This is a genomic window from Methylocystis sp. SB2, assembly GCF_049817085.1.
GTDB lineage: Bacteria > Pseudomonadota > Alphaproteobacteria > Rhizobiales > Beijerinckiaceae > Methylocystis > Methylocystis rosea.
The window spans coordinates 1,891,286-1,906,712 of record NZ_CP187401.1 but is presented as its reverse complement, the minus strand read 5'-3'; the positions used below and the strand labels follow the sequence as shown (position 1 = coordinate 1,906,712).

Genomic DNA, 15,427 nt, shown 5'->3' with positions numbered 1-15,427 from the left:
GCCTCCTTCGACCTGTCGCTCTTGTTCAACGGGTGAGAGCGACGTGGCTCGCAGTCAGGTTCTTGTCGCGCCGCCCAGCCAGACGCCAGTAGATAAACTTCACAATCTCAGTCACGACGACCCAGAGCAGGCAATAAAGCCACACGCCGACGATCGCCGCGCCGGGAACGGGGTCGACGCCGACTCCGTAAAGGCAAAGCAGCACGGCGACGACCTGCGTCGCCGCGATCGCCCAGAAGAGTCTGGCGCTCGGGTAGGGCGGCGAAAAAATCGCTTTTTTGGTGCGCACGCTGAAGAGCAGCAGATGGCCGCCGACGGCGAGCTGCAGAAACAGCAGAGTCTGGAGCTGGCCGGGATCAATTGGGATCATCGTCTGCAGCGACTCGTCGAGCGTCCAGCGCATGCCGATCAGCAAAAACCCGAAAGTCTCGGCGACCGCGATCAGTCCCATCAGCGAAGCGAAAATGAAGATGCGGTGCATGTCCCATCTCACCGGCTGCGGCGCGACGGGGACATTGTCGTAGGCGATCGTCATGATCGGGATATCGTCGAGGAGCGCGAGCGCGACGATCATGATGGCGGTGAGCGGCTGAAAGTCGAAAAACACGATCGACGCGACGACGACGATCATGATGTCGAGCGTCATCGCGATCCGATAGTAAATGTAGCTTTCGATGCGCTGAAAAATCTGTCGCGACACCCGGATCGCGTTGATGATGGTCGAAAGCCCCGGCGCCGTGAGGATCAACGCGGCGGCGCTTCGCGCCGCATCGGTCGCGCCGCTGACGGCGATGCCGCAATCCGCCTGTTTGAGCGCAGGCGCGTCATTCACGCCGTCGCCGGTCATTGCGACGATATGGCCGACCGATTGAAGCGCCTTGACGATCTCATATTTGTGTTCCGGGAACACTCTGCCGAATCCGTCGGCCCGCTCCACCGCGTCGACGACGCTGCGCGGCAGAGCGCTCGCCTTGACGTCGCCTTTGAAGACATCGCTCGCGACGAGAAGATGCGAACCCATGCCGAGCTGGGCGGCGATCTCATCGCCGATGGCGACGTCATCGCCGGTCACCATCTTGACTTCCAGGCCGAGCCCGCGCGCCTCCGCGATCGTCGCCTTGGCGTCGGCGCGCGGCGGGTCCATCAGCGAGATCAATCCGACCAGTTGCCACCGCGCGCCATCTTCCGACATGGCGACGCCCAGCGCGCGCTGGCCTTTGACGGCGAGCGCCGCCACCTCGTTCTGATAGCGCTGCAGAGTCTGCGAGTCGGGCCGCACGAGCGCGGATATCGCCTGCGGCGCCCCCTTGGCGTAGTGGCGAACGCCGCCAGAGCCGTCCGCGACTGTCGAGATGGTGCGTTTGCTGACGGGATCGAACGGCGTGAACGCCTTCTGCTTAAAACTGTCGAGCGCATCATGCGCCGGCAGCGCCGCCATTACAGCGAGGTCGATCGCGTCTTCGCTGCTTTTCTGGGTCGCCAGCGCAGCGAAGAGCAACACGTCGTCGCTCGTGAACGCGCCATAGGAAATGGCGCTTTGCACCGTGAGCTTGTTCATCGTCAGCGTGCCGGTTTTGTCGCTGCACAGCACGTCGACTCCGGCAAGCTCCTCGATCGCGTTCAGACGCGAAACAATGGCCTTTTGCAAGGAGAGCGTATAGGCGCCGATCGCCATCGTCACCGACATGACGGCCGGCAGCGCGACGGGGATCGATGCGATCAGCAGCACAAGCACATATTGGGCGATGGAGCCGACGCGATCCCAGCTCCAGTCGTCCGGCGCGATGACTTCCCGATAGAGCTGCGCGCCGACGAGGATCAGCGCCAGAAAAAATGCAAGCACGAGGAGAAAATCGCCGACCTCCGTCACCGCGCGTTGCGAATGCGAAACGGCGCCGGCGGCGCCGACCAGCTTCGCGGTGCGGCCGAAGAAGGTGCGGCCGCCCGTCGCCGTGACCACGCCAGTCATGGCGCCTTGTTTGGCGATTGCGCCCGCATAGGCGTCGTCACCGATCTTCTTTGAGACGGGCAGCGATTCGCCGGTGAGCGCCGCCTGATCGCAGCTCAAATAGTCGCCTTCAATGAGCAGGAGATCCGCGGGGATGATCTGGCCCGCGGCGACGCTGACAATATCGCCCGGCGTCAGTTCGGCGGCGGGGATCGTCGTCCAGGCGCCGTCGCGCATCACGCGCGCGCGGGGCGCGAGGTTTTTCTTCAGGGCCGCGAGCGCATTCGCCGCCTTGTTGTCCTGCCAGAATCCGACCACGGCGTTATAGAGAAGCAGACCGGCGACGACGCCGAAATCCGGCCAATCTCGCCGCACAGCGGAGATGACGGCGGCGGCTTCAATAAGGAACGGCAGCGGCCCCCAGAAATAGTTGAGCAGACGGCGCCATTTGCTTTCCGTTTTGTCCTCTAGGGCGTTTGGACCGTATTCCGCGAGCCGCCGCGCCGCTTCGGCGGCGGTGAGACCGCTCTCTGTCGTCTTCAGCGTCTCAAGTCGCTGCGAGATTTTGACCTGCGCCGGATCGAGGGAAAGCGCTGGCGAAGATTGGCCCGCCGGCGGTTTCGCGCTGACGTCCGGCATGCTTGCTCTCCCCATCACATAAAAAAATATCCGAACCGAATCTTACGGCGTGATCCGAGTCGCGCCAATAGATTCGCTCAAAAAGGCAAGCGCGAGTCTAAATTAACCGTGCACAGCCTATTCGGCGGCTGTGCAGGCGGCGCCGTCGTTCGACGCGCCTATGGCGTTATCTTTGACGATCTTGTCGGCGCGCGCCTTCGCATCTGCGAGATCCTTGTCATAGACGTCGGTCAGATATTCATTCGTCGTCGTCTTGACGATCGAGTGATTGGGCGATTGCAGCGGGCCGGACACATTAATCGAGGCGACCGTCGACAGGCCTGGACGCAAGGGCTGTTTCTCGAGTTCGTCCGCCCGTAGAGCGATGCGCACCGGCACGCGCTGGACGATTCGGATGAAGTTGCCGGTCGCGTTATCGGGGGGCAGAGCAGCAAAGACGGCGCCGGAGCCCGGAACAAGTCCCGCTACTTCTCCATGGTAGATCTGTTCCGATCCGTAGAGATCGACCTTGATGACCGCCGCCTGCCCGGGACGAACCCGAGCCATCCTGTTTTCCCACAAATTCGCCTCGACCCAGAGATGGTCGAGGGGCACGATGTTGAGAATGGCGTCGCCGGGGCGCACCCGCTTGCCGACCTGAACGCTGCGTTTGGCGACATAGCCGGTCGCCGGCGCCCGGATGTTCTGGCGCACGAACTCGACGTAAGCGTCATTGTATCGCGCCTTGGCGGCCTCGATGTCGGGATGGTTAATCCGCGTCACGCCGACGACGCGCGCCTCGACCGACTGATATTCCGCCTGCGCTTCTCGCAGATCGGCTTCCAGCGCGGCGAGCTGGTCCTCGGTATTCTGCAGCACCTGTCGCGAAGCGGCGCCGCTCAGCGTCGCCTCTCGGTATCTTGCGAGATCGTGGCGTGTTCTGTCGCGAAGCGCGGCGCGGGAAATGACCTTCTGGCAGACCTGGCGGCGCTGCGCGTAAAGCGCGCCGACGGAACGAACCGCGCGGCCGAGTTCGGCCTCCGCCTGCGCGAGCGCCGCTCTTGCGCGTTGGCCGTCGAGGCGAACGAGCACGTCGCCTTTCTTGACGAGCTGCGTCTCTTCAGCGAGCACGGCGGCCACGACTCCCGTCGCGTCCGCCTGAACCGGGATGATGTTGCCGGTGATGAAGGCGTTGTCCGTCGTCACCCAGTCGCGGTCGTAAAAATACCATCGCGAGAAAGCGATCAGCGCGCCGACAAGTACCGCCGCAATGACGATCTTGAGCAGAAATTCTCTGCGGGAGCGGATGCTTTTGCGGGACAGCGCCATTGAGGGGTTCGCGTTCTTCTGAAAGGACGTGGCGCGTTCAGCCGCCGCCAAGGGACTGGATCGTCTCGACGGCCGGCGTCAAAGGGTCGGTTTCGGGCGCCGGCTTCGGCGCGGCCAGCGGCGGACCATCGGCATAGCCGCCGCCCAGCGCCTGATACAAGTCGACGGCGGCGATCAGCCTGTCGCCTTCGAGCGCGCGCTGCGCGAAGCCGGACTCGAGAAGATCAACGCGCTCGGCGACGGTTTCGCGGCGATCCTTCATGCCGTCGCGCAGCCGCGATTGCGCGAGGTCATATTGCACACGCGCCGCGCGCAGGTACCGGCTTTGCGCCTCATATTCGGCGCGCGCGCGCTTGAGATTGGCGATGGCGTCGGCGACCTGCTGCGCCGCTTGCAGCAGCGTCTCATTATATGAGTCGACCGCCTGATCATAATCGGCGCGCTGAAACTCCAGATTGCCGCTGAGGCGGCCGCCCTGGAAAAGGGGCAGACGCAGTCCGGGCGAGACCGCGTAGCCGATCGCCGAGGGCGTGAAGAGATAGCCCGCGAGTTTGCTGATCTTCGTCGAGGTCACCGAGCCTTCGAAGCCGCCGGCGATGGCAAGATCCATCGAGGGAAGAAACATCGTTTTGGCGACGTGAATCCGGGCCGCCGCCGCCTCGGCGCGGCGCAGCGCGGCGGCGAGATCGGGGCGGTGCGCGAGCAGTTCAAGCGGCAGGCTTCGTGGCAGCGGCGGCGACGCGGGCGCTGGCGCGTTCCGGCCGGCGTAAAGGTCGCGCGCGGCGTCGGGTCCTTCGCCCATGAGCCGAGCGAGCGCATCCTTCTGCAGCGTCACCAGCGCCTGCGCGGCCGCTTCGCGCCGGACGGCGTTTTCGAATTCCGCGCGGGCGATCTGCACCCCGTCCAAGGAGTCAAGTCCGGTGCGATAGCGGGTTTCAGCCAGCGCAACCAAATCTCGGCGCAGACGCGTCAAAACTCTCGCGACCTCGAGCTGGCGCGCCGCGGCGTAGCCGCGCAGATAGGCGCGCGCGACCGAGGCGGTCAGCAGCAGGCGCGCCTGCTCCAATTCGGCCTCCTGCGCCGCCGACTCGCCGATCGCCGAGTCCAGCAGAGCCCGGTTTTTCTCCCAGAAATCCAGCTCCCAGGTCAACGCAAGCGGATTGATAAAGGCCATGGTCTTTTGCAATCCGCCCTGCGCCGGATTGTAGGAGGCCACGACGCCATGCAGCGGGTTGCGGGATTGCCGCATGCCGAAGGTCGCCTGGACTTCCGGCAGGAGCCTTGCGCCGGCGACCTGTACGATGGCGTCCGCGCCGCGTAGAGTGTCTTCCGCTTTCTTGAGGCTTTGATTGTCGCGCAGCGCCTTGTCGATGACGCCGTCAAGCTCTGCGCTGCGGAAGGCGCGCCACCATTCTTCACGGGGCCAGGCCGTCTCGCCCGAGGCGGCGTTCAGCCCGGATCTGGCCAACGTGCGCTCCATGGCCGGCGCGCCGAGAAATTGGGCGCGCTCTACGGGCGTCGTGGGCGCGCAGCCGGCGAGAAAAAGCGCGACCGGGGCTCCGCAGCACATCCATCGCCGCCGTGTCCCGAGCCGAATAACGCCCATACGCCCAGCGGCGATGATTCCGCGGCTGCCGGGGCTCAGGCGGGAAGGCGCACGACAGGGTGCGGGTTCTCTAAGCAACAGGACACTCCTACCCTGCGCCGACGATCTTAAGAACGTGGCGGCGAGTTCGCAGGAGTCATCAGCCTTTCGGCGGTTATCGGGGGAACCCCATCCCCATCCGTTAAAACTTAGTTTACGACTTAGCTACCGGTCAATAAGTCCAGAGGGCGACCTCGCGGGCTATCCCCAGAGCTCCCGCGCCGGCGGCATGAGAGTCGATCCCTCGTAGCACAGCCCAGGAACGCGGTCGCGGGCCAGAAGCAGAGGCCCGTCGAGGTCGACGAAGGAGGCGATCTGCCCCACCAGGACAGCCGGCGCCATCGCGAGCGACGTTCCCACCATGCAGCCCGCCATGATGGAAAAGCCCATCTCCTGCGCCGCGCGCGCCAGCGCGAGCGCTTCGGTCAGGCCGCCAGTTTTGTCGAGCTTGACGTTGATCGCGTCGTAGCGGCCCTTGAGCGGCGCGAGCGAGGCGCGGTCATGCACGCTTTCGTCGGCGCAGATCGGCACGGGTCGTGGCATGGTCGCGAGAATGTGGTCCCTGCCCGCCGGCAGAGGCTGCTCGATGAGCGAGACGCCGTAATCGGCGCAGGCGGCGAGCTGGCGGGGAAGGGTTTCCGCCGCCCATGATTCGTTGGCGTCGACGATAAGGGTTGAGTTGGGGGCGCCTGCGCGCACCGCGGCGAGGCGCGCTTCGTCGCCTTCGCCGGCGAGTTTGATCTTCAAGAGCGGCCGACCGGCCGCCCTTTCCGCCGCGGCGCGCATCTGATCGGGCGCGCCGACCGAGATGGTGAAGGCCGTCACAAGCGGCGAGAGCGCCTTGAAACCTGCCGAGATATGGGCCGGAACGCCCGAAAGCTTGGCTTCAAGGTCCCAGAGGGCGCAATCGAGCGCGTTGCGCGCCGCCCCCGCCGGCAGCAGGCGCTGCAGCGCGGCGCGATCTGCCCCGGCTTCGAGCGCGTCGCGCGCGCCTTCAATTGTGGCGACAACGCTTTCGGCGCTTTCGCCATAGCGGGCGTAGGGCACGCATTCGCCCCGTCCGACGCCGTCGCCTTCGACCAAAGTCGCGGTCACGACCAGGGCTTCGGTCTTGGCGCCCCGCGAAATCACGAAGCTGCCGGCGATCGGGTAACTCTGTATGGCTACAGATAGTTTTCGCTTCAAATCTCTCTCCGGCGCCCGCGTCGCGCGGCCGCGATGGCGCAGTGATGTGCGCCGACGCGCTTGCTGACGTCAATTCACGAAGTTATGAGTTTTTTGCAAGAGCGGCGCGCCGGCCGGCGTCAGTGGCGCGCCACAATCGTCGTATAGGATGACGCGATCAATGAGCCGATCACTGACTCCAGCGCGGAGCGAAGCCCGATGACCGTCGCGGCGATGCAGCGTCCGCCCAAAGTCGCGCGCCAATCCGCCGCGCAGGGCGTGCGCCTTGCGCTTTCGGGCGACTGGACGCTCGTCGCCTCTCAGCGCCTGGAGGAGGAGGGGCGTCGAATTGTCGACGAAGCGCGTCTCGACCGCACGATCGCCATCGATCTTTCGCAAGTCTCGCAACTCGACACGGCCGGCGCCTGGCTGATCAATCGCGCGCGGCATGATCTCGCGCGCCGCGACGTCGCTGTCACGCTCGAACATGCGCGGCCTGAATATTCGACGCTGCTCGAAGAAACGCGTTACCGCGCCTTCGCTGCGCCCTCGCGGCCGCGGTTCAATGTCATCTTCGTTCTGCTTGCGGATTTCGGCGAATCCATCGTGGATGCGCTTCGCGAATTTTACCGAGGCGTCGGCTTTCTCGGCGAATTCGTCTCCTCGATGATGTATGTGGCCGCCAATCCGCGGCGGTTCAGGCTCACTTCGCTTGTCGCGCAAATCGAGCTGGTCGGCTTTCGCAGCGTCCCGATCATCGTGTTGATCAACATTCTGGTCGGCGGCATCGTCGCGCAACAGGGCATCTTTCAATTGCTCAAGTTCGGCGCGTCCAGCTACACGGTCAGCCTGATCGGTATTCTTGTCTTGCGCGAACTCGGCGTGCTGCTCACCTCGATCATGATCGCCGGCCGTTCAGGCTCGGCGATCACCGCCGAACTCGGCTCGATGAAAATGCGCGAGGAGGTCGACGCGCTGCTGGTGATGGGGCTTTCGCCCTTCGAGGTGTTGATCGCGCCGCGCGTGCTCGGTCTGGTGATTTCCCTGCCGATTTTGACCTTCGTCGCCGACATGGCGGCGCTCTTTGGCGGCATGCTCGTGGCCTGGTGGTATGGGGGGATCAGCCCCGCGGCGTTCGCATCATTGCTCAAAGAGGCGATCGCGCTGCATACGTTTCTTGTCGGCATCATCAAGGCGCCCTTCATGGCGCTGGTGATTGGCCTCATCGCGTCGATGGACGGGCTCGCGACGCAGGGCTCCGCCGAATCGCTCGGCCGGCAGGTCACGTCCTCGGTCGTGAAATCAATCTTCATGGTCATTGTGATGGATGGGGTGTTCGCCGTATTTTTTGCGGCGATCGACTATTGAGCGCGGCGATGACCAACGCCTCGGCTCACGCCAACGACGCCGCTCAACCGCGTCCGAATCGCGACGTCATTATCAGCGTGCGCGATCTCGTGGTCGGCTTTGGCGACAAAACCATCATGAAAGGACTCAGCCTCGACGTCTACCGCGGCGAGGTGCTCGGCTTCGTCGGAGGATCTGGGCAGGGAAAATCGGTGCTCACCCGCGCGATTCTCGGACTCACGCCGACGCGAGGCGGCTCCATTCGGGTTTTTGGGCAAGATCGCGACGCGCTCGCGCCGCTTGAGCGGCGTGCGCTGGAACAGCGTTGGGGCGTGCTGTTTCAGAACGGCGCGCTGTTTTCGGGCCTCACGGTGAAGCAGAATATTCAGATGCCGATGCGCGAAATGCGCGACCTCTCTCAGCGACTGATGGACGAGCTAGCCATGCTGAAGCTAGAGCTCGTCGGCCTCAATCCCGACGCCGCGGACAAATTTCCGTCAGAATTGTCGGGCGGCATGGTGAAGCGCGCGGCCCTGGCGCGCGCCTTGGCGCTTGATCCCGAGCTTGTGTTCCTGGACGAACCGACATCGGGACTCGATCCGATCAGCGCCGCCGAATTCGACGCGCTGATCGGCACGCTGCAGCAGACCCTCGGGCTGACCGTGTTTATGGTGACGCACGATCTCGACAGCCTGTTTTCTATTTGCGACAGGGTGGCCGCGCTCGCTGAAGGTCGGGTCATCGCCGCAGGGCCGCTGGAAACCTTGCTCGCATCCGACCACCCGTGGCTGAAGGCCTATTTCCACGGCGTGCGTGGCGGCAGACTGACTGCGGCGCGCGTTGAGCAGAAGGACGAACAATGGAAACCCGCGCCAACTACGCCCTGATCGGCGCTTTCACGCTGGCGGTCGCCTTCGCCGCCTTTCTTTTCGTCTACTGGTTTTCCGGTCCGAGCCAGCTTGGCCGGCAGGATACGTTCCAGATTGTCTTCACCGCGGTTTCAGGGCTGAGCCGCGGGTCCTCGGTGCTGTTCAATGGCGTGAAGGTCGGCGAGGTCACGCATCTTGGGATTTCCGAACAAGATCCGAGCAAGGTCGACGTGCTCGTCAGGATCGACAGCAGAACGCCGGTCAAGACCGACACCCGCGCGCGTCTCGAGACGCGGGGCTTTACGGGCGTTTCCGACGTCCTACTGGTCGGCGGCACGCCCGGCGCCCCGCCTCTGACGGCGCAAGTCGGCCAGAAGTATCCCCAAATTCAGGCCGAGCGCTCCGAAATCCAAAATTTGCTCGTCAATGTTCAGAGCCTGTCGAAAAAGGCCGCCGAAGTCCTCACGAAACTCGACAATCTCATTGACGATAATGGTCCGGCCATCACCGCGACGCTTAAAAATGCTGCAACGGTCAGCAAGACTTTCGCCGACAACTCCGCTTCGATCACGACTTTCATCCACGACGCGTCGGACGTCGCACGCTCGCTTAAACCGGCGGCGGCGCGGCTCGATCAGCTGCTTGCGGCCGGCGAAAAGACGATCAAGGCGATTGACCCCAAGCAGATCAAGGCGATCGCCGGCAATATCGCCGGGGCCTCGGAACGCATCAATCGTTTCGCCGAGACGGGGCTGCGCGAATATGGACAGCTCGCCGTGGATGGTCGCAAGGCCGTCGACACATTCGATCGCACGCTGCGTTCGGTTGAGAAAAACCCATCACAATTCATCTTCGGGCCGTCCCAGTCCGTGCCGGAGTATCAAGGGCGTTAAATCAATCCAAAGCGTGGCTTTGAGCCAATGCGCGGATCGGTTAGAAGAACGACGCGCTCGACGGGGCGCGCGGGCGAAATGGGGCGACGGGTCGGCATGAAACTGAAGGCGTCCGCTTCGACGCAACGCAAGGTCGCGCAGGCGGCGGCGATCGTGTCGGTCGCGTTTCTCGTGTCGGCCTGCGCCCAGGCGACGCGCGAGACGTTCGATCTGACGACCGAGACGGGCGCTTTGCGAAGCGTCGCCTTGCGCAGCGGCCCCGCGATCTTCGTGCCTGAACCCGCTGCGCTCGCGCCGACCTCGTCAGATCGCATCGTGGTTCGCGCCGGCGATGACAGCGTGGCCATTCTTCCCGGCGTGCAGTGGTCGGATCCGATGCCGCGTCTTTTCCAGCGCCGCTTGATTGAAGCGCTGCAGCAGTGCGGTCTTTCAGCCTCTTCCAATTTTGGCGCGCAAACAAAACTGCAGACGGACGTGCGGCGCTTCGAGATCGACCTCGCCCGTAATCTCGCGGTCATTGAAGTTTCCGTCCAACTCGTCGACTCGGGCGGCGGCCGGGCGAAGGCGGCGCGGATCTTTGTCGAAGAGACGCCAGCGCCCGAACGCACCGGCTCGCCAGCGGTGCGGGCGCTCAGCGACGCTGCGGCGCGTATCGCGCTGCGCATCGGCCAATGGACGCGCGCCCGATTGTAGCAACGCTGGCGGGGCGCAATCGCTCAGCCCGGTATCGAACCGTCCCACAGCATGAGGTTCAGGCACGCGAGAAACGCGCCGCTTTGGGACGCCGCTTTAGTCGCGCTCGACCAGTCTTCCGCCTCGTCTCGCGTCAAGACGCCCGCCGACACGCAGTTCTCCGTCACGCGCGTGAGGTCGAAGATGATCTCCGCCGCGTCGAGACTTCTGACGACGAGAGCATGCCCCCTGCAGCCGATGTTTTCGACGCCGCACTTTTGGAGCAGAACGCCGATCTCTCGGCCGATGTAAGGATTGGCGAAAGACTTCTCCCATAGTCGCGCCATCTTCGCCCCGGTTTCGAGTTTCCCGTTGTAGACGAAATATGTTCCCCAATCGGGCTCGGCGACGACGATTCTGCCGCCCTTGCGCGTCACCCGGACCATTTCGCGCAGCGCCTCGATGGGGGCGCTGATGTGCTGCAAGGAGCGATCGATTCGAACGCCATCGAACACGCGATCGCCGAAGGGGAGGTTGCGGGAGTCGCCGCCGACGAAAAGCGTATTGGGAAGCCCCCGCGCCCGCTCTCGCGCCAGGCCGAGAAAGCCATGCGCCGAATCGAGCCCGAAGACGTCGGCGCGCGGGAAGCGCCGCGCGAGTCCGATGACGTCGAAGCCGACGCCGCAGGCCACATCCAATATCTTACTGTTTCCGGATATTTGCAGCGCGTCCCAAGTCTCCTGCTTGTAGCGCTTGAAAAAAGGCGTTTCGTTCATGAAATCGAGGCAGCCGGTCAGCTCAGACCGTAGCGCGCCATCGGCGTTCCGGAACCCTAAAGCGATGTCCGTCATCTGCGCGTCTCTTTCGGCGGTTGCCGCTGAATTGCATCGAATGTGGCCTACGGTCGCGCGCGTCGGGAGGGGCTAGCGCCGTAAACGGACGGGTGCTAACTGAACGGCGACAATTTGGGCAGCGCTGGCGGCGCAACCGCACGACGCGCGGAAGAATAGCGGCCCGTGGCTTTCCTGCTTCAAGCACAGTCGGGAGCGCCGCGAAAGTCGAGCATGCATGAGGAAGAGACAGGCGTCATGGCGAAGATGAGCTTTGAGGATGCGGCGACCCGCTATGGCGCGGAACCGGGGGGCGGCGCGCCGACAAAGGTCAAGATCACCTTCGTCGATTCCCAGGGTCAAGCCCGATCCGTCGAGGGCGAGGTCGGCTCCACCGTGATGGAGACGGCCCGACGCAACGACATTCCCGAGATCGCTGCGGAATGCGGAGGCGCCTGCGCTTGCGCCACCTGTCACGTCTATGTCGATGAAAAGTGGGCCGAAAAAACCGGCAAGGCGTCGCAGATGGAGGAGGATATGCTCGACTTCGCCTTTGACGTGAAGCCGAATTCGCGGCTGTGCTGCCAGATCACCGTAAGGCCGGAACTCGACGGGCTGGTCTTAACGACCCCCGCCCAGCAGGGCTGACGCGCAATTTTTCCAGACTGCGCCCCAGCGGGTTTGAATCTTTCGACAAATGCGATAGACGAACCGGCAGGGCGAAATTTGAAGCCGGCCGCCGCGCAAAGACGCGCCTGCAGCGCCGGCCGGCGACGCACACGCGACGCGAACGGCGTCTTCGATCTTCCGCGTTTGAGGAATTAGTCGGGAATTGACGATGAACCAGCTTAAAGAAGCCGCGATCGAAACCGATGTGGTCATTATTGGCGCCGGCCCGGCGGGTCTTTTTTCGGTGTTCGAGCTTGGCCTGTTGGACATCAAGGCGCATGTCATCGACATTCTTCCGCGCGCCGGCGGCCAGTGCTCGGAACTCTATCCCGAAAAGCCGATCTATGACATTCCCGGCCTGCCGGTCTGCACCGGCCAGGAGCTGACGGATAATCTCCTGAAGCAGATCGAGCCGTTTCATCCGACCTTTCACTTCAACGAAATGGTCGAGACGCTCGTGTCGCTGGGAACGGCCGAAAAGCCGGAATTTCGCCTCAGCACCGACGCGGGAAAGATTTTCCACGCGAAGGTCGTCTTCATCGCCGCCGGCGGAGGATCGTTCCAGCCCAAGAAGCCGCCGATCCCGAAGATCGAGTCCTATGAGGGGACGTCGGTGTTTTACGCCGTGCGCCGCATGGAGGACTTCCGCGACAAGAACGTCGTCATCGTCGGCGGCGGCGACTCGGCGCTCGACTGGACGCTCAATCTGCAGCCAGTGGCGAAAAGCATCACGCTCGTCCATCGTCGCGATCAGTTCCGCGCCGCGCCGCATTCCGTCTCGGCGATGCAGGAGCTCGTCGCGGCGGGCAAGATCGACTTCAAGCTCGGCCAGATCACCGCGGTCGAAGGCGAGGATGGCGAACTCGCGGGCGCGATCCTCAAGGGCAATGACGGCGTCGTAGAGAAGCTCGCTTGCGAGCGCCTGATGCCGTTCTTCGGCCTCACCATGAAGCTTGGCCCCGTCGCCGATTGGGGGCTTCAGCTCAATGAAAACCTCATTCCCGTCGACACCGAGAAATTCGAAACGAGTCATCCCGGCATTTTCGCCGTCGGCGACATCAACTCTTATCCCGGCAAATTGAAGCTCATCCTTTCGGGCTTTCACGAGGTCGCGCTCGCCGCGCAGAAGGCCCATCGTTACGTCTATCCCGACAAGAAGCTTCTGTTCCAATACACGACGTCCTCGACCAATCTGCAAAAGAAGCTCGGGGTCTCCTGACGTCGGCAGACGCTGAGACGTCCGCCGCCGTCGTCGACGTGTTCTTCATCGACGTCACGAAGATCGCCGACGACGAATGGCCAAAGCTCGTTGCGCTTCTCGACCAAGCCGAAACAGCGCGGGCGGCGCGTTTCGCGTTCGAATCGGATCGCCTCGCCTATGTCGCCGCGCATGCGCTGCTGCGCGCAAGCCTTTCCGGGCGCGCGAAAGGGATTGCGCCCGCCGCGTGGCGATTCGGCGCGACGCCGCACGGCAAGCCCTTCCTGCTGTCGCCGCGCACCGGCCTTGACGTGAGCCTGTCGCATACCCGGGGCATGGCCGCCGTGGCGATCGCGTCGGGAGGCGACGTCGGCGTCGACGTCGAGTCGTTTCTCAGGCCGCGAGACGCTCTGAAGGTGGCGGAGCGTTTTTTTGCGCCGGAAGAGGCGGCGATCGTGCGCGCCCAATCCGATCCGGAGACGCAGAGCGAAGTTTTCTTTGCGATCTGGACTCTCAAGGAGGCTGTCCTGAAGGCCGACGGGCGGGGGTTGGCGGGCGGGCTCGACAGCTTTGTCGTCAACCTGTCGCCGCTCGCCATTAGCAGCGATTCCGGCGACAGTTACGGCGTTGAGCAGTGGCGGCGCGCAGGTTTCTTCATCGCCGCGGCGGCGCGCGGCGACGACGTCAATTTCCGAATCGAGGAAGCGCGCGCGAGCACGCTGATCCGGGCGGGGCAAATCGTTTGAAGCCTGAGCCCGGCGCGCTAGTTGTGTCGCGGGTTCTCCTTGCGCACGCATCGGAGGGGTTTATGACTGGCTTGTTGCTCATCGTCTTGTTCTACGGTGCCGCTTTGCTCGCACTGGCCGTTTACCTCGAGCCAGATAGTTTCGTGGTGCGGCGCGAGGCGGTCATCAATGCGCCGCCGCGCCAGGTTTTTGCCGCGATCAACGATCTGCGCAATTGGCAGTCTTGGTCGCCCTGGGCGAAACTCGATCCAAACGCCGAAATCCAATATGAGGGACCCGCAGCGGGCCCCGGCGCCGCCTTCGAATGGTCCGGCGACAAGAATGTCGGCGCAGGGCGCATGACCATCGTCGACAGTCGACCGAGCGAGCGCGTGGATCTCAGGCTCGATATGCGCAAGCCCTTTGCGGCGGCTAATGACGTGACCTTTTTTCTCGTTCCCGACGGCGAACTGACGAAAGGTCGCTGGCTCGCGCGCACGCTGGGTTTGGGCGGCGACGCCGCGGCGCGCAAGACTCATGTCGTTTGGAGCATGTCCGGCGACGCCAGCCTCGCGAGCAGGGCGATGAACATCTTCGTCAACCGCGACAAGATGATCGGCGATCAGTTCGAGAAAGGCCTCGAAAATCTCGGCGCGCATCTCAGCACATAGCGTCAGGCCTCCGACCGCGCCCGGCTCTTGCGTCGCGCGCTGCGAAACGCCATCTGGATGGCGGCCGTAACGCGTTATCCGACTTCCGCGGCGCGACGCGCCATGATTGATGCAGGTGATTGACTCGCATGACCGAAATGTTCGAGGCCGCCTTGGCGGCGCTGCGCCAGATCGTGACGCCGCCGTTCCGCGCGGTCCTCGTCAAGAGTCTGGGCATGACGTTCCTGTTGCTGGCGCTCGCCTGGGTGGGGCTCGATAAGCTCGCCATGTCCTTCGTGATGGTTGAGCATCCTTGGCTCCGGACGGCGCTGACCTATGCGACGGGCGCCGGATTGTTCTTCCTGATGGCGTTTCTCATCGCCCCCGTCTCCGTGCTGGTTTCCGGATTATTCCTCGATGATCTCGCCGATCACGTCGAAGCGGATCTCTATCCGCCCGGACAGCACGGTCGCGCCATTCCGGCGACCCAGGCGATTCTCATGGGCCTGCGCTTCGCTGGAATTTCGGCGATCGTCAATTTCTTTGCGTTGCTGCTGCTCTTCGTGCCGGGAATAAACGCCGCGGCCTTCCTCCTCGCCAACGCCTATCTTTTCGGGCGCGAATATTTTCTCTTCGCCGCGACGCGCTTTCGTTCCCTGCAAGAGTCGGAGGCGTTGCGCCGTCGCCATGCGCTATGGCTCTTCGTCGCCGGACTGTTCATCGCCGTCTTCGTCGCGACGCCGGGGCTGAACGTGCTGACGCCGCTCTTTGCCGTCGCCTTCATGACCCGCATCCATCGGATGCTGCCGCCACAGCCGCGTGGCGAAACGACGCCGTCCGCCCGCGGGCACTAGCTCAGAACGGGACGTC

At 63.8% G+C, this 15,427-nt stretch carries 14 protein-coding genes and 1 riboswitch; of the genes, 9 read left to right on the top strand and 5 right to left on the bottom strand.

What is annotated here, in order from left to right:
- Positions 1–25: 25 nt before the first annotated feature.
- The 4 genes from ACPS74_RS09270 to dgcA all read right to left on the bottom strand — a co-directional run bounded on the left by ACPS74_RS09270 (position 26) and on the right by dgcA (position 6,725).
- The gene (locus tag ACPS74_RS09270; RefSeq protein ID WP_029651142.1) at positions 26–2,587 is read right to left on the bottom strand and encodes a plasma-membrane proton-efflux P-type ATPase; all 2,562 of its coding nucleotides are present in this window, start codon (positions 2,585–2,587) and stop codon (positions 26–28) included.
- A gap of 117 nt (positions 2,588–2,704) precedes the next feature.
- Complete coding sequence (locus tag ACPS74_RS09265; RefSeq protein WP_029651141.1) at positions 2,705–3,895, bottom strand: HlyD family efflux transporter periplasmic adaptor subunit; 1,191 nt, start codon at positions 3,893–3,895, stop codon at positions 2,705–2,707.
- A gap of 37 nt (positions 3,896–3,932) precedes the next feature.
- Positions 3,933–5,465: an efflux transporter outer membrane subunit gene (locus tag ACPS74_RS09260; RefSeq protein WP_029651140.1), complete on the bottom strand. Its 1,533-nt coding sequence runs from the start codon at positions 5,463–5,465 to the stop codon at positions 3,933–3,935.
- 159 nt (positions 5,466–5,624) lie between these two features.
- Positions 5,625–5,686: riboswitch (Fluoride riboswitch) on the bottom strand.
- Positions 5,687–5,741: 55 nt separating this feature from the next.
- Entirely contained in the window at positions 5,742–6,725 is a 984-nt protein-coding gene (gene dgcA / locus ACPS74_RS09255; RefSeq protein WP_029651139.1) for an N-acetyl-D-Glu racemase DgcA, read from the bottom strand.
- A 198-nt stretch (positions 6,726–6,923) separates the two neighbouring features.
- Here dgcA and ACPS74_RS09250 point away from each other — a divergent pair, with 198 nt between their 5' ends.
- From ACPS74_RS09250 to ACPS74_RS09235, 4 genes are all read left to right on the top strand, one after another.
- Entirely contained in the window at positions 6,924–8,072 is a 1,149-nt protein-coding gene (locus tag ACPS74_RS09250; protein ID WP_029651138.1) for an ABC transporter permease, read from the top strand.
- An 8-nt stretch (positions 8,073–8,080) separates the two neighbouring features.
- A complete protein-coding gene (locus ACPS74_RS09245; protein ID WP_029651137.1) occupies positions 8,081–8,938 on the top strand; it encodes an ABC transporter ATP-binding protein in 858 nt (285 codons plus the stop codon).
- Positions 8,911–9,813 (top strand): MlaD family protein, encoded by a 903-nt coding sequence (locus ACPS74_RS09240; protein WP_029651136.1) that lies wholly within the window; start codon positions 8,911–8,913, stop codon positions 9,811–9,813. Before ACPS74_RS09245 ends, ACPS74_RS09240 begins: the two co-directional genes overlap by 28 nt.
- Before the next feature lie 96 nt (positions 9,814–9,909).
- On the top strand, positions 9,910–10,506 hold the full coding sequence (locus tag ACPS74_RS09235; RefSeq protein WP_029651135.1) for an ABC-type transport auxiliary lipoprotein family protein: 597 nt from the start codon (positions 9,910–9,912) through the stop codon (positions 10,504–10,506).
- A gap of 23 nt (positions 10,507–10,529) precedes the next feature.
- On the opposite strand, the gene ACPS74_RS09230 is transcribed toward ACPS74_RS09235, so the two are convergent.
- Positions 10,530–11,336 carry a methyltransferase domain-containing protein gene (locus ACPS74_RS09230; protein ID WP_029651134.1) on the bottom strand — a complete coding sequence of 269 codons (807 nt, stop codon included), beginning with the start codon at positions 11,334–11,336 and terminating at the stop codon, positions 10,530–10,532.
- Between the two features lie 237 nt (positions 11,337–11,573).
- Between ACPS74_RS09230 and ACPS74_RS09225 the strand changes: the two genes are divergently transcribed.
- The 5 genes from ACPS74_RS09225 (at position 11,574) to ACPS74_RS09205 (ending at position 15,411) form a co-directional block, all read left to right on the top strand.
- Positions 11,574–11,963 (top strand): 2Fe-2S iron-sulfur cluster-binding protein, encoded by a 390-nt coding sequence (locus ACPS74_RS09225; RefSeq protein WP_210330768.1) that lies wholly within the window; start codon positions 11,574–11,576, stop codon positions 11,961–11,963.
- Positions 11,964–12,153: 190 nt separating this feature from the next.
- Entirely contained in the window at positions 12,154–13,203 is a 1,050-nt protein-coding gene (locus tag ACPS74_RS09220; RefSeq protein WP_029651133.1) for an NAD(P)/FAD-dependent oxidoreductase, read from the top strand.
- A gap of 38 nt (positions 13,204–13,241) precedes the next feature.
- The gene (locus ACPS74_RS09215) at positions 13,242–13,928 is read left to right on the top strand and encodes a 4'-phosphopantetheinyl transferase family protein (RefSeq protein WP_029651132.1); all 687 of its coding nucleotides are present in this window, start codon (positions 13,242–13,244) and stop codon (positions 13,926–13,928) included.
- 62 nt (positions 13,929–13,990) lie between these two features.
- Positions 13,991–14,578 carry an SRPBCC family protein gene (locus ACPS74_RS09210; protein ID WP_029651131.1) on the top strand — a complete coding sequence of 196 codons (588 nt, stop codon included), beginning with the start codon at positions 13,991–13,993 and terminating at the stop codon, positions 14,576–14,578.
- 128 nt (positions 14,579–14,706) lie between these two features.
- Positions 14,707–15,411 (top strand): sulfate transporter family protein, encoded by a 705-nt coding sequence (locus tag ACPS74_RS09205; RefSeq protein ID WP_029651130.1) that lies wholly within the window; start codon positions 14,707–14,709, stop codon positions 15,409–15,411.
- Positions 15,412–15,427 lie beyond the last annotated feature (16 nt).